The 14,092-nt window shown below is 53.3% G+C and carries 14 protein-coding genes; 7 read left to right on the top strand and 7 right to left on the bottom strand.

Annotated features, from left to right (window positions below; translation table 11 throughout):
• Window positions 1-35 precede the first annotated feature (35 nt).
• Window positions 36-1,379, bottom strand: coding sequence for a PTS sugar transporter subunit IIC (locus KOSB73_RS06285; RefSeq protein WP_004132118.1), 1,344 nt, complete (start codon window positions 1,377-1,379; stop codon window positions 36-38).
• Between the two features lie 341 nt (window positions 1,380-1,720).
• Between KOSB73_RS06285 and KOSB73_RS06280 the strand changes: the two genes are divergently transcribed.
• Window positions 1,721-2,179, top strand: a complete 459-nt coding sequence (locus KOSB73_RS06280) for a YbaK/EbsC family protein (protein ID WP_004132117.1) — start codon at window positions 1,721-1,723, stop codon at window positions 2,177-2,179.
• A gap of 13 nt (window positions 2,180-2,192) precedes the next feature.
• On the opposite strand, the gene bglJ is transcribed toward KOSB73_RS06280, so the two are convergent.
• The 4 genes from bglJ to pobA all read right to left on the bottom strand — a co-directional run bounded on the left by bglJ (window position 2,193) and on the right by pobA (window position 5,912).
• Window positions 2,193-2,873, bottom strand: coding sequence for a DNA-binding transcriptional activator BglJ (bglJ, locus tag KOSB73_RS06275; RefSeq protein WP_024360404.1), 681 nt, complete (start codon window positions 2,871-2,873; stop codon window positions 2,193-2,195).
• Window positions 2,834-3,556, bottom strand: a complete 723-nt coding sequence (locus KOSB73_RS06270; protein WP_004132115.1) for a helix-turn-helix transcriptional regulator — start codon at window positions 3,554-3,556, stop codon at window positions 2,834-2,836. Before KOSB73_RS06270 ends, bglJ begins: the two co-directional genes overlap by 40 nt.
• Window positions 3,557-3,834: 278 nt before the next feature.
• On the bottom strand, window positions 3,835-4,704 hold the full coding sequence (locus tag KOSB73_RS06265; protein ID WP_024360405.1) for a helix-turn-helix domain-containing protein: 870 nt from the start codon (window positions 4,702-4,704) through the stop codon (window positions 3,835-3,837).
• A gap of 23 nt (window positions 4,705-4,727) precedes the next feature.
• Entirely contained in the window at window positions 4,728-5,912 is a 1,185-nt protein-coding gene (pobA, locus tag KOSB73_RS06260; RefSeq protein ID WP_049086519.1) for a 4-hydroxybenzoate 3-monooxygenase, read from the bottom strand.
• Window positions 5,913-6,196: 284 nt separating this feature from the next.
• Here pobA and KOSB73_RS06255 point away from each other — a divergent pair, with 284 nt between their 5' ends.
• The 6 genes from KOSB73_RS06255 (at window position 6,197) to opgB (ending at window position 11,934) form a co-directional block, all read left to right on the top strand.
• Window positions 6,197-6,973 (top strand): threonine/serine exporter family protein, encoded by a 777-nt coding sequence (locus tag KOSB73_RS06255; RefSeq protein ID WP_004128660.1) that lies wholly within the window; start codon window positions 6,197-6,199, stop codon window positions 6,971-6,973.
• On the top strand, window positions 6,964-7,437 hold the full coding sequence (locus KOSB73_RS06250) for a threonine/serine exporter (RefSeq protein ID WP_004134228.1): 474 nt from the start codon (window positions 6,964-6,966) through the stop codon (window positions 7,435-7,437). The genes KOSB73_RS06255 and KOSB73_RS06250 overlap by 10 nt, the downstream gene beginning before the upstream one ends.
• 108 nt (window positions 7,438-7,545) lie before the next feature.
• The gene (gene dnaT / locus KOSB73_RS06245) at window positions 7,546-8,085 is read left to right on the top strand and encodes a primosomal protein DnaT (protein WP_004134226.1); all 540 of its coding nucleotides are present in this window, start codon (window positions 7,546-7,548) and stop codon (window positions 8,083-8,085) included.
• A gap of 2 nt (window positions 8,086-8,087) precedes the next feature.
• Entirely contained in the window at window positions 8,088-8,825 is a 738-nt protein-coding gene (dnaC, locus tag KOSB73_RS06240) for a replicative helicase loader DnaC (protein WP_014227813.1), read from the top strand.
• 65 nt (window positions 8,826-8,890) lie between these two features.
• Entirely contained in the window at window positions 8,891-9,385 is a 495-nt protein-coding gene (locus tag KOSB73_RS06235; RefSeq protein ID WP_024360407.1) for a YjjA family protein, read from the top strand.
• A gap of 257 nt (window positions 9,386-9,642) precedes the next feature.
• Window positions 9,643-11,934 (top strand): phosphatidylglycerol--membrane-oligosaccharide glycerophosphotransferase, encoded by a 2,292-nt coding sequence (opgB, locus tag KOSB73_RS06230; protein ID WP_049088576.1) that lies wholly within the window; start codon window positions 9,643-9,645, stop codon window positions 11,932-11,934.
• Window positions 11,935-11,988: 54 nt separating this feature from the next.
• Here opgB and KOSB73_RS06225 read toward each other — a convergent pair whose 3' ends face one another.
• The gene (locus tag KOSB73_RS06225; protein WP_165774987.1) at window positions 11,989-12,945 is read right to left on the bottom strand and encodes an Rpn family recombination-promoting nuclease/putative transposase; all 957 of its coding nucleotides are present in this window, start codon (window positions 12,943-12,945) and stop codon (window positions 11,989-11,991) included.
• 133 nt (window positions 12,946-13,078) lie between these two features.
• Window positions 13,079-14,089, bottom strand: a complete 1,011-nt coding sequence (locus tag KOSB73_RS06220) for an SIS domain-containing protein (RefSeq protein WP_165774986.1) — start codon at window positions 14,087-14,089, stop codon at window positions 13,079-13,081.
• Between the last annotated feature and the right edge of the window lie 3 nt (window positions 14,090-14,092).

Raw genomic sequence — 14,092 nt, 5'->3', positions numbered from 1 at the left:
GACAACGGGCGGCTATTTCAGCCGCCCGTTTGCTTTTATGCCGTCTGCTGGCTCTCTTCCGCAATGCGCTGCGCCTCTTCGGCCTCCTGCGCTAACAGCTGTTTCTCATAAACCTTGAAGAAGGGGAAGTAGATAATCGCGGAAACGCACGCGAGGACAACCACCAGAATCGCCGCCCGGAAATCCCAACCCAGCGCCCATGCGCCGCCAATCGGTGCCGGGGCGGTCCACGGCACAACCGAAATCACCCGACCAATGAGATCCATCTTCATGGCAGCCCAGGCCAGTACGGCGTTAACCATCGGCGCCAGCAGGAAGGGAATAAAGAACACCGGGTTCATCACAATAGGCGTGCCAAAAATGACCGGTTCGTTGATGTTAAACAGGCTTGGCACCACGCTCAGGCGGCCAATCGACCGCAGATGCGCGGAGCGGCTACGCAGATAACAGAACACCAGCCCCATCGTCGCTCCTGAACCGCCAATCACAATAAAAAATGTCCAGAACGCTTCCATAAAGATATGCGGCAGCGGCGCCCCCTGCGCCAAAGCCTGCTGGTTCATGCCGAGGTTAGTGAGCCAGAACATCTGCAGCATGCCGGAAACAATAGCCGCACCGTGGATACCCGCAAACCACAGCAGGTGGCCCACCAGAACCGCCAATAAAATGGCGGGTAACGAGTCGGCTGCGGAAACCAGCGGTTTAAAGATAGCCATGATGGCCTGAGGGATCAGCATATCAAAATGATGCTGAATAAGCAGGCTCAGGGGATATAGCGTCAGGACGACAACCAGTACCGGGATCAGCAGATCAAATGAGTTTTTGATCATCGGCGGCACCTGATCCGGCAGGCGAATACCAATATTATGCGCTTTCAGGAAACGCATCATTTCAACGCAGTAGACCGCTACAAGAATCGCCGTAAATATCCCGGTTCCTCCTAGGCTATCTACCGGCAGGTTGCCGTTCGTTTTTGGCGCCGCCACCAGCAGGAAGGCCATAATCGACAGCATGGCGCACATAAAGGGGTCGAGCTGATCGGTTTTTTCGTAATGCTTGCCGAGGTTATAGGCGATCGCGGCGCAAATGTAGATCGACATAATACCCATCGTCATATCGAACGGCGTCAGAATTCGCCCTTCAAACTCTTTTGCCAGATCCAGCCAGGCGCGGGCAAATCCCCATGTGGTATCCGGTGAAAACGGCGGATAAGCGAATACCAGCAGAAAAGAGCCGACAATCATAAACGGCATGGCGGAGATAAAACCGTCGCGGATAGCCATCACATGGCGCTGAGATGAGATGCGCCCGGCGACAGGGCTGATGTAATTTTCTACGAAGCGAAATATCAGATTAAATGCAGCATGGTTAGCAGACATAGCAGCCCTCCTGACAGGCTAGATGAACAGGCCCAACAACGATTATCCTGCCGCTGTGATGAATCTGCTTCTGCGAGTGGGCGACCAGATTTGATAACCCGCAGGCTTTAGTGCTCAGGTACGTTCGATTCATCTTCGGCTCTTTTGTTATAGGTGACGCAGGGAAGTTACCTTGTCAGTATTCATGTCTCCATGAATAACCGCAACCGGTTACAGTAACCGGTTGCGGCGAATGTGAAGGAGATCCAGAAATTAGAAAGAATCTTGATTATCAACGAGAGATATTTACACTTTGCGAAGCTTGTGACAGATTTTTAACAAGCCTTAATCAGGAGATTCCAATGAGTCTGCAGTCCGTGCGGCAGTTTTTTGCTGAGCGCGCCCCCGATATCGAAATCATCGAACTTACTCAGAGCACGGCCACGGTAGCGTTAGCCGCAGCGGCACATAATGTTGAACCCGGCCAAATAGCCAAGACCCTGTCTTTAAAAATAAAAGAAAGGGTTGTGCTCGTTGTCGCAAAAGGCGATGCACGCCTGGATAATAAAAAACTAAAGGAGGCATTTGGCGCCAAAGCGCGCATGCTCAGCAGCGATGAGGTCATTACGCTAACGGGACACCCCATTGGCGGCGTGTGCCCCTTTGGTCTGGAAGTTCCGCTGGCGGTGTACTGCGATATCTCACTGAGGCAGTACCCGGAAGTGCTGCCAGCAGCAGGATCAATTCATAGCGCCGTTCGCATTTCACCCGAGCGGATGGCGCAGTTGACTGATGCTAAGTGGATTGATGTTTGTCTTTAATAGACCATTGGCGCTACTGAGCAAGGCGCATAACTCTGGCATCGTCATTATTCGCCGACAGGCGCATTAAAATGTCTGCCGCGCTCAGTAGTCCTATATCAGAACTGACGCCAAGCTTGGTCATGGCATTGAACTTATGGGCCCGAATCGTTTTAATATTTCTTTCCAGCTGTGTCGCTATTTCAGGTAATGAGTAGCCATAAGACATATATCGTAGGATGGTATGTTCCGTTGGGCTCAAAATTTGGCTAGAAATGTTCTGCTTTTGACATACCGATCCCTCATTAGTCTGGTAGCTATGTTCGAGAAGCTGAAGCAAATATTCCTGCAGTTGGATCCGACAGGCCGATTTATTCAGAATGCCGTGTAAACGGGAAGGCGTCAAATGGCTAACCAAACGCATTTCCGCTTCATCATTAGCCAGGACAATTCTTTGCGTTTCGGGGCAATAACGCGCGATCTCATGGAGAAAGAGCAAACTTTCAAGACGGGACCTGCGGTTCCCTGAAAGGGAAAAAATAATCGCAGAAAAATCTTCAGACTGGAACTCTCGTTTTAATGCTTTAGTATCTTTAAAAAATTGAATACGATAATTCTTACCACTTTCATTAAGTAAGATGTGGCGAAGAGCCACTTCCGTCATCGCACATTTCTCTACGATAGCGATATATCGTGTTGTGACGTCTTTTTCCATTCTGTTTGATCTCCATAGGCTGAATAAATATTCAGCTCCTTCATTCCCTGTGCACTATTAATCCAGGCATACATCTCTGCATTACTACGCAGAGATAAGCGGCGCATAGCACTATTTTTCTGCGCACTTATGGTTTTATTGCTCTTCTTCAATAAAGCAGCAATTTGATTAATTCCCCACCCTTTTGCAAGCAGCCTCAATACCTTACGCTCAGAAAGAGTCAAAATGACCATCTTTTGCTGTTCTTCACCGATGCGTTCAACTTCAGGAGAAAACAACGTCTGGCTAATACGCTCAGCGGCAAGACCACCGGCGCGAACCACTTCGATAAGGCGTTTTACCGGCTCGCTGTCTGAAATTAACGTACTTTCGGGACGCATTAATAATTGAACGGCTAACGGAAAACAGGTGCTACCTACCATAAAGACCCAGTGTATATCCCTGTATTGGGTCATTAAAGAGTAGTAGTGTTCACAAATATTTCCTGGATGCTCTATTTCACCGGAAAGATCAGCGATAACCAACACTGCGCGGCGCAATTGCAGCAGGGTTAGCTCATCCTGAGAACGACAAAAACTCAATTCATAATCAGGGAGATGCTCCCCAACGATGGCCTTCAAACCGGACTGCATCACCGGTATTCTACTGATAATAATGCCGAACTTACCCTGTCCTGGTAACATAAACCCTCCGCTTCCTGTCGAAGATTCACCGCCGGCGCAAAACAATCGGATGAATAATTTAATAGCCATCATAATTATTTTGCCAAAATGAATCTTTATCGTCCCTGGCGGGTACGCTATTTCGCACCCTAAAGCCAACTTATATAATGAGGAGTAACATATTGCTGTTATCCATGCCAATGATTAACATTAACACAGGTGGTTGTCATCAATAAATTAGAAATGGTTAACATCGTCGTTAGATACGCTAACTTAAGATATATTAAATAAAGATTTCTTTATTTTATTTTTTTCCTAAATGCTTTTGGGGATTCACCGCTATAGCGACGAAAGAAACGAGAAAAATAGGCCGCGTCATTAAACCCCAAGTAATCAGAAAGTTGCGCAATAGTCATGCTGGTATACTGCAGGTTGCGCCGCGCCTCAAGCATCAACCTTTGATGTAAAACGCCCAGCGCACTGCAGCCATAAAATTCATGGCACAAATAATTTAAATGGGTCGCGGATACCCCCACCCGACTGGCATATCCGGCTAAGGGCAGATGTTCGCGATAATGGCTTTCTATAAGACGAGAGAAATGGCGCATCACGCTACGCTTGCGTTCCGCTTTGTCCTCCGCTATCGGCTGCGGGCGATATTGCCGATTCAGCCAGACCAACAGCGCTCCCAACAGTGAATGCAGCATCATTTCACGCGCATCATATTCCTCACGGTACTCTTCTCGCAAAGCGGTAAACAGCGCCCGAATATGGCCTCGGGAGGCTTTTACCGGCACACACTGCGGCTGGCCGAGGAGATCCAACTGGCGACCAAACTGATTCTCAACCCTCCTGAGCAGGGGTAACGCCAGGGATAAAACGTATCCTTCCGTGCCCGGCGAAAATCGAAATCCATGAATACATAGCGCCGGAACAACCTGAATACAGGATTCCACCATCACGGTGGTTGTTCCTTCGATTTCAATTTCCGCCCGCCCTTTATGCAGGTACAGCAGTTGCACCAGCTCAGCATGCTGATGCACGCGGATATGCCATTCATAAAGATGGCTGCGCTGGAGTATCGACTCACAGTGCAGAAGTTCGGGCGTTGGCCAGCCCTGCTCTTCGCCATACAATTTGAAAACGGGAATGGTGCTCACTGCCTGCATCACGCCTCCTGATATTTTGGGTGTTACACCACGCGCTCCATCGGCAGACCAACATAGTTTTCAGCGATAGTGGTTAGCCCCGCGCGTGATTGCAGATAATAACGACGATCCGCCGCCTGCATTTTTCTGTCGAACTCGCTTTGCTGCGGAAAATCATGCAGCAGACGCGTCATAAACCAGCTGAATCGCTCCCCCTTCCACACCCGATCCAGCGCCAAACGCGAGTAGCTGGCTAAGAGGTCAACGCGGCCATGGTGATAATACTCGCGCAGGATCCGCCATAAATAGTTCACGTCGGACGCCGCGAGATTCAGCCCTTTTGCCCCGGTAGGCGGTACGATATGCGCCGCATCTCCCAGCAGAAATAGTTTGCCGTACTGCATCGGCTCTACCACATAGCTGCGCAGCGGCGCGATGCTCTTCTCCAGTGAGTGACCCGTTACTAACTTGCTGGACAACTCATCAGGGAGACGCCGTTTAAGCTCATTCCAGAAGCACTCATCAGACCAGGACTCTACCTTTTCGCTAAGCGGTACCTGCAGATAATAGCGGCTTCTGGTTAGTGAGCGCTGACTACACAACACAAACCCGCGTTCGTGGTGAGCGTAAATCAGCTCCGGATTTACCGGCGGCGTGTCGGCCAGCAGTCCCAGCCAGCCAAACGGCCAGACGCTCTCGTACTCTTTCAGAACCCCTGCCGGAATGCTCTGCCGGGACACGCCGTGAAAGCCGTCGCAACCGGCAATAAAATCGCACTCCAGGCGGTGGTTTTCTCCGTTACAGGCAAAAGAGACCGACGGTCTATCGCTTTTGGCATCATTAATTGTGACGTCGCTAACGCCATAAATCGTCGGGGCGCCACTTTCCGCCCGCGCCGCCATTAAATCCCGCGTCACCTCAGTCTGGCCGTATACCATCACGCTTTTGCCTTCCGTCAGCTCCGTCAGCGCAACCGGTACGCGTTTGCCTTCAAACAGAAACTCGACCCCATGATGGATCAGGCCTTCAGCATCCATTCGCCGGGCCGCCCCGGCTTCGCGCAGCAGCTCTACCGTTCCGCTTTCCAGAATGCCCGCGCGGATCCTCCCCAGTACATACTCTGGCGTCTGCCGCTCAAGGATCACGGTCTGAATCCCGGCGTGATGTAATAGCTGCCCCAACAGGAGCCCGGATGGACCCGCGCCGATAATCGCCACCTGTGTTTTCATAGGATTGCCTCAGCAAGGTTAATTATTTGTTTGTTTTTTGTTTATTAAAAGTTTGAATTTGCATTTTTGATAAGTCTGCCGGGAAAAAGAAGGGAGAAAATGGCGCAAAAATTGTACTTTTCACCAATTTTACGGAAGTGTGGCTGAGTTCAAATTTTCACGGAGCCCGCAGAGCGGGTGTTTTTTTACACATTGTTTGATCCTGACCGCTCAGAGAAAGCACGACTTCAGGTAAAAGTATCGCCAGACACTACGGCATCGGGCATCACGGACAGCAGGTATTTATGCAAGCAGATCGGGCAACCCAGCGCGCAATCACGCGCTTGTGCATTCAATGTGGTCTTTTCTTATTACAGCATGGCGCGGAAAGCGCGCTGGTTGAGGAGCTTTCAACTCGTCTGGGCCTGGCGTTGGGGATGGATAGCGTTGAAAGCGCCATCTCTTCCAATGCGATTGTGCTCACCACCATCAAAGATGGCGAATGCCTGACTTCAACGCGAAAAAACACCGATCGCGGCATCAACATGCACGTCGTCACGGAAGTTCAGCATATTGTGATTATGGCGGAGCATAAGCTGCTGGATTATAAGGATGTCGAAAAACGATTCGCGCAAATAAAGCCGCTGCGCTATCCACGCTGGCTGCTGGTGTTAATGGTCGGCCTCTCCTGCGCCTGCTTTTGCAAGCTTAACAACGGCGGCTGGGACGGCGCGCTGGTCACCTTCTGCGCCAGTACGATAGCCATGTATATTCGTCAGGTACTCACCCATCGCTCCATGCATCCGCAAATCAATTTCTGCCTCACCGCCTTCGTCGCAACGACCATCTCCGGACTGATGCTGCGCCTGCCCGCTTTCGCCAGCACGCCGACGATAGCCATGGCCGCCAGCGTACTGCTGCTGGTGCCCGGTTTTCCGCTGATCAACGCCGTTGCCGACATGTTTAAAGGGCATATCAATACCGGCCTGGCGCGCTGGGCCATTGCCAGTCTGCTCACGCTCGCCACCTGTATTGGCGTGGTGATGGCGATGACGATGTGGGGGCTACGCGGATGGGCATAATTATGTATCTCTACGCGCTGGCGCAGGATATGGCTCTGGCAGCCATCCCCGCCGTTGGGTTCGCCATGGTATTCAACGTCCCGCAGCGGGCGCTGCGCTGGTGCGCGCTACTGGGGGCTATCGGCCACGGCTCGCGCATGGTCATGATGACGGCGGGTTTTAATATCGAGTGGGCAACGTTCATGGCCGCCCTGCTGGTTGGCAGCATTGGGATCCAGTGGTCCCGTTGGTATCTGGCGCACCCGAAGATTTTCACCGTAGCGGCGGTGATCCCGATGTTCCCCGGTATCTCCGCCTATACCGCGATGATTTCAGCGGTCAAAATCAGTCATTTCGGCTACTCGGAAGAGATGATGATTATGCTGCTGAGTAACTTTCTCAAGGCTTCATCCATCGTTGGCGCATTATCGATCGGCCTTTCTATCCCGGGGCTTTGGCTGTATCGCAAGCGTCCGCGCGTTTAATTCACCGCGCCGCCGGGTTACCTGCGGCGCTCCTTCCTGAGCGACCTCTATGCTACTATGTGTGCAGCTACCCCTCTCCTTTTAGTTGTTCAGAGTTGAGATTGATTTATGTCTTCACGAATATTAACTACCGATTTTAGCGGTCTGGATGACTTCATGCAGGATCACGCAGCGGTACTGGCAAAATCGGCCGGCGGCGCCGTCGCCGTGTTTGCCAACAATGCCCCCGCCTTCTATGCGCTGACGCCGGAGCGTCTGGCGCAGCTGCTGGAGCTGGAAGCCAAACTGGCGCGCCCCAATAGCGATATCGCCCTCGACGCGCAGTTTTTTGACGAGCCGACGGCGGTTCCCGTTGCGGTACCGATGGGGAAATTCCCGATGTACGCCGACTGGCAGCCGGACGCCGATTTCCAGCGTCTGGCCGCGCTGTGGGGCATCGCCCTGAGCCAGCCCGTTACGCCGGAAGAGCTGGCCGCATTTGTCGCCTACTGGCAGGCGGAAGGTAAAGTCTTTCATCACGTCCAGTGGCAGCAGAAGCTGGCGCGCAGCGTACAGATTGGCCGGGCCAGCAACGGCGGCCAGCCGCGGCGTGACGTCAACGCAATTAGCGAACCTGAAAATCATATTCCACGAGGATTCCGAGGATGAGCATGAAAAATGTCGGCGATTTAATGAAGCGCCTGCAAAAAATGATGCCAGCCCATGTCGAACCCGCGTTTAAGACAGGTGAGGAGCTGCTGGCATGGCAAAAAGAACAGGGCAAGCTGCGGTCTGAAGCGCTGGAACGCGAAAACCGCGCCATGAAAATGCAGCGTACCTTTAACCGCTCCGGCATCCGACCGCTGCACCAGAACTGCTCGCTGGATAACTACCGGGTTGAGTGTGAAGGCCAGATGATTGCGCTGTCCCGAGCGCGCCAGTACGTCGAGGAGTTCGACGGCAATATCGCCAGCTTTATCTTCTCCGGCAAACCGGGCACCGGAAAAAACCACCTCGCCGCCGCTATCTGCAACGAACTGCTACTGCGGGGTAAGTCGGTGTTGATTATTACCGTCGCCGATATCATGTCAGCGATGAAAGATACCTTCGGCAACCGGGAAACCAGCGAAGAGCAGCTTCTCACCGACCTGAGCAAGGTCGACCTGCTGGTGATTGACGAAATCGGGATGCAAACGGAATCACGCTACGAAAAGGTAATCATTAACCAGATCGTCGATCGCCGCTCTTCGTCAAAGCGCCCCACCGGTATGCTGACTAACAGCACCATGGACGAGATGAACAAGCTGCTTGGAGAACGCGTCATGGACCGCATGCGGCTGGGCAATAGTCTGTGGGTCAACTTCAACTGGGACAGCTACCGCGATCGCGTGACCGGCAAAGAGTATTAAGATATTTCTGAACACTGCCGGCGTTATAATCAGGGCATTGTTCACTCACGGCGAAGAGTATGTCTATGAAATCGGTAAAAACGTTATTCCGCACGGCGATGGTGGCCGGCGCACTATTGACCTTCGGCGCTCACGCCACCTCCTGGCAGGATTCTCTTTCCAGCGCCGCGAACCAGCTCAGCAGCCAGAGCGGTAGCCAGCAAAGCGGCGGCATGTCCCTCTCTTCGCTGACCGGTTTGCTCAACGGCGGCAGCCAGTCGTTGACTTCCAGCAGTATGAATAATGCCGCCGGGATTATGTCTTATTGCGCGAAACAGAAACTGACCTCGGTAACCAATACCGAAAACATTAAAAATCAGGTTCTGGATAAGCTGGGTCTCAGCGCGCCGGAAAAACAAAAAGAAGACACCAACTATCTTGATGGCCTTCAGGGCTTGCTGAGTAGCAAAGACGGTCAGCAGCTGAATTTGAATAGCCTCGGCAGTAGCCCGCTGGCGGAAAAAGTGAAAACCAAAGCCTGCGACCTGGTATTAAAACAGGGCGTTAGCTTCCTCTCCTGATCCTGGCCGCATAATGCCGCGTTTGGCGCTTTACCCTGGCCAGCGCGGCCGCAACCTCTGTTTTTTAACATCTCTCCTTCTGAACCCCTGGCAGACAAGATGTGAAGCGGGTCAAAAATGGCGATTTCTAAACCAATTCTGAACCACAGCACAAATTCATGACGATACAATTGCGGCAATATTGCGCTGCAATTACAGTGTAGCGTGAAAAAAGATCTATCTGGCCAGCCGACAGCTGGCGTGAATGAGGATGAGCTGTGTCAGAGTTGTTATCCATCGCCCTGTTTGTTGCCTCGGTGATGATTTACGCGTTAAAAGCCGGTCGTAATACCTGGTGGTTCGCCGCCACGCTCACGGTGCTGGGCCTGTTCGTTATTCTGAATATTACCCTCTACGCCAGTAATTACTTCACCGGCGACGGTATCAATGACGCGGTACTTTATACGTTGACCAACAGCCTGACGGGCGCTGGCGTGGGCAAATATATTCTGCCGGGCGTTGGGCTGGTCGTGGCGCTGGTCGCGGTATTTGGCGCACTCGGCTGGGTGCTGCGCCGCCGCCGTCATCATCCTCATCACTTTGGTTACAGCCTGGTGGCGCTGGTCCTGGCGCTGGCGTCCGTGGACGCCAGCCCGGCCTTCCGCCAGATTAGCGAACTGGTCAAATCCCAGTCCCGCGATGGCGACCCTGACTTCGTGGCTTACTACAAAGAGCCGTCAAAGAGCATCGCGAACCCAAAACTGAACCTGGTGTACATCTACGGCGAAAGCCTTGAGCGCACCTATTTTGATAACGACGCGTTCCCGGATCTGACCCCGGAGCTCGGTAAAGTGAAAAGCGAGGGGCTGGATTTCAGCAATACCGCCCAGCTACCCGGCACCGACTACACGATTGCCGGAATGGTCGCTTCCCAGTGCGGGATCCCGCTGTTCGCGCCGTTCGAAGGCAACGCCTCGGCCTCGGTTTCCAGCTTTTTCCCGCAGAATATCTGTCTGGGCGATATCCTGAAAAACTCCGGTTACGAAAACTACTTCGTCCAGGGGGCGAACCTGCGCTTCGCCGGGAAAGATGTCTTCCTGAAATCGCACGGCTTCGATCATCTCTACGGCGCGGAGGAACTAAAAACCACGGTCGCCGACCCAGCTTATCGTAACGACTGGGGCTTCTACGACGATACCGTCCTTGATGAGACGTGGAAAAAATTTGAGGCGCTTTCGCAATCCGGAAAACGCTTCTCGCTGTTCGCTCTGACGGTCGATACCCATCATCCGGATGGGTTTATCTCCCGTACCTGCCAGCGCAAAAGCTACGATATGGACGGTAAAAAGAACCTCTCTTTCAGCGCCGTTTCCTGTAGCCAGGAGCATATCGCGGCGTTAATCGAGAAGATTAAAGCCTCGCCGTGGTTCAAAAATACGGTCATCGTGGTCTCATCCGATCACCTGGCGATGAAAAACAGCGCCTGGGATTATCTGAATAAGCAGGATCGCAGCAATCTGTTTTTCATCCTGCGCGGCGATCAACCCCAGCAGGATACGCTGGCCGTCAAACGTAATACCATGGATAACGGCGCGACGGTGCTCGATATTCTCGGCGGCGATAACTTTATTGGTCTTGGCCGCAGCAGCCTTTCCGGGGAGTCGCTTTCAACCGTTTTCCTCAATATGAAAGAGAAGGTTATGGCGTGGAAGCCGGATATCATCCGCCTGTGGAATTTCCCCAAAGAGATGAAGAATTTCACCGTCGATTCGCAGAAGAATATGATCTCCTTCTCCGGCAGCCATTTCCGCCTGCCGCTGCTGCTGCGCATCTCCGATAAGCGCGTTGAGCCGCTGCCGGAGAGCGAATACTCCGCGCCGCTGCGCTTCCAGCTGGCCGACTTCGCGCCGCGCGATAACTTCGTCTGGGTCGACCGCTGCTACAAAATGGGCCAGCTATGGTCGCCGGAGCTGGCGCTCTCCACCGACTGGTGCGTATCGCAGGGCCAGTTGGGCGGCGAACAACAGGTCCAGCGCGTTGACAAGGCCCTGTGGCAGGGTAAAACCGCCTTTAAAGATACCCTTATCGATATGGAACGTTATAAGGGCAACGTCGATACGCTGAAGATTGTCGATAACGATATTCGCTATAAAGCCGACAGTTTCCTGTTCAACGTGGCCGGCGCGCCGGAAGAGGTGAAGCAATTCAGCGGCATCTCTCGCCCGGAATCATGGGGACGCTGGTCTAACGCGCAGCTCGGCAGTGAAGTGAAAATTGAATATAAAGAGCCGCTGCCTGAGAAATTCGACCTGGTGATTACTGCCAAAGCCTACGGGCCGAACGCCAATAAACCGATTCCGGTACGCGTGGGCAACAGCGAACAAACGCTCACTTTGGCGAACGATGTCACCACCACTACCCTGCATTTCGATAACCCGGCGCACAGCAATACGCTAACGATTGCCCCGCCGGATCCGCAGTCGACCAACGAGGGGAATATTCTCGGCCACTCCCCACGCCAGCTCGGTATCGGCATGGTTGAAATCAAAGTGGTGAAAAGCGAAGGATAAAACAAGCGCGCCCGGCGGCTTTTTACGCCGGGCCATAGTATCAGGGGCAGGATATCAACAATGCAGCGGCTTTAATTCATCCGCCGAAAGCCCGGTGATCCGCTGTACCGTCTCTTTATCTAAGCCGTCCTGCAGCATGCTGCTGGCAATGCGTAGCGCCTCCCGTCGGCTCCCTTCCTGCAGGCCTTCCTGGCGACCTTCTTGTATCCCTTCCCGCATCCCCTCCTGCTTCCCCTCTTGCCAACCTTCCTGCTTAAGTTTTTGAGCGATAGACATCAACCTCTCCTCATACTGTGGCAGACGGCGGGCCAACCGGCGGAGAAACACGCTCGGGTCGGCGGTATTGCCGTACTGCAGCATATAGTGAAACAGCACTCGCAACTGTCTGCGGTTAGTGTATCCCAGCATCACAAGGGTCGCCAACGACTCCGTGATCCCGCTGAGATCGCGCTGGCGAATATGCTTTTGCATCAGCTCCAGCAGCGCGACCCGTCGATGCTGGACGATCTCGTCATCCGGCATCGCCGTAACGTCAATCAGCGGAAACGGGCGGCCATACAGCGTCTTAGCCATCTGCGGGTCGGCAAATTCATCCAGCCAGTTCAGGGAGAAAGGATAGGGACTGGTCGCGCCATGATAGAAAAGCATCGGCACCACCAGCGGCAGCTCTTTATGCCCGGCGTCGAGGTGGCGCTGCATCGCGGCAATCGCATAGCGCATCAGGCGAAACGCCATATGATTATCCGGCGAGCTTTGATGCTCTATCACCACATAGACATACCCCGGGCCGGAGGTGGTTTGTACCGACCACAGCACATCAGAGTACCAGGCGCGCAGATCTTCATCGACAAAGCTCGCCGACTCCAGGCGCAGGGTGGCAAAATCACACTGCTGGCGGATTTCCTCCGGCAGGTACAGCGTGAGGAAATCATTCGCCGTCTCCGGGTGGCGAAGAAATCGTTTAAACACCGCATCATGCGGCGTCGAGGTCATTCGTTTTTTCATGGCCATCCGCTTGCCTGAAAGAGAAGGAAAGCCGGACTCTACCACCGGTTTTTATCCGGTTGGGATTGGCGATGATTTTCTGGGAAGCGCCTCGGAGAATAGCGTAGCGGCCAGCCGGGCTGGCCGCTACAGGCAAGAGTTAGTAATCAAACTGACGGTAATAACGGCGGATATTCAGATCGTGGCCAGTGTGATGTTCAAAGTGGGCCGCCAGCCTGTCCACCAGCAGGGTCGACACCACGCACGGCGCCATAATCCAGCGGAAGGCGTCATCAATACCGTTCAGCGGATAGTCGCGCGGGTCGATCACCACCAGATGGTCGGTGATCTTCTCAGCGAAGCGCTCGACGCGCTCATCCAGCGCCCGGCATTTACCCTCGCCTTTGACCAGGAACAGCGGGACCTCTTTTTCCAGCAGCTCGAGCGTGCCGTGGAAAAACTCGGCCGAACTCACCGACTTGGTCCGCTTCCACTGCATCTCTTCCAGAATACACATCGAGAACAGATAAACCTCGCCCCACATTTCCGCGCCGCCAATCCACATCATGTAATCACTGGTATGATATTGAGCGGCGATTTTATCCGCCTGCGGATCGAACTGGCGTTTAGCCTGCAACAAATTTTCCGGCAGTAATTCCAGCTGGCTGGCAAAACGATCGTAATCGGCAAAGTCGCCGTGACGATAAATCACGCGGAAGAATAACCAGTACAGCAGCATATATTCATATTCCACGCCGTTCTTGTGGCACATCGGAATATGCCAGCTGGCGGCCTCGGCTAATGGCGAATCGGCATTACGGGTAATGGCCACCACGCGAATCCCCTGCGCTTTGCACCATTCTGCAATGGCTACCGACTCTTTGGTATCGCCGGACTTGGATAGCGTCACCACCACCGCATCTTTATTTAATTTTTTGTGTCCACGATGAATTAATTCCGCCGCCTGCTCAAGGTAAACCGGCACGCTGGTTAATTCTTTTGCAAACTCATTTATTGCCATCATCGGCGCCAAAGAACCGCCTACCGAGGCGAAAAATAACGCGCTACAGCCGCTGCGATAAATATCGTCGGCGACGGCTTCCGCCTGTTTGCGCGCAGCGATGATCTCGCGAGCACTGGTCAGGTACTCGTCCTGATTAAAACCCAACATAGT

It is taken from the genome of Klebsiella grimontii (assembly GCF_900200035.1).
Taxonomy (GTDB): Bacteria; Pseudomonadota; Gammaproteobacteria; order Enterobacterales; family Enterobacteriaceae; genus Klebsiella; species Klebsiella grimontii.
The sequence above is the reverse complement of the archived record's forward strand: the minus strand, read 5'-3'. Positions and strand labels throughout refer to the sequence as shown.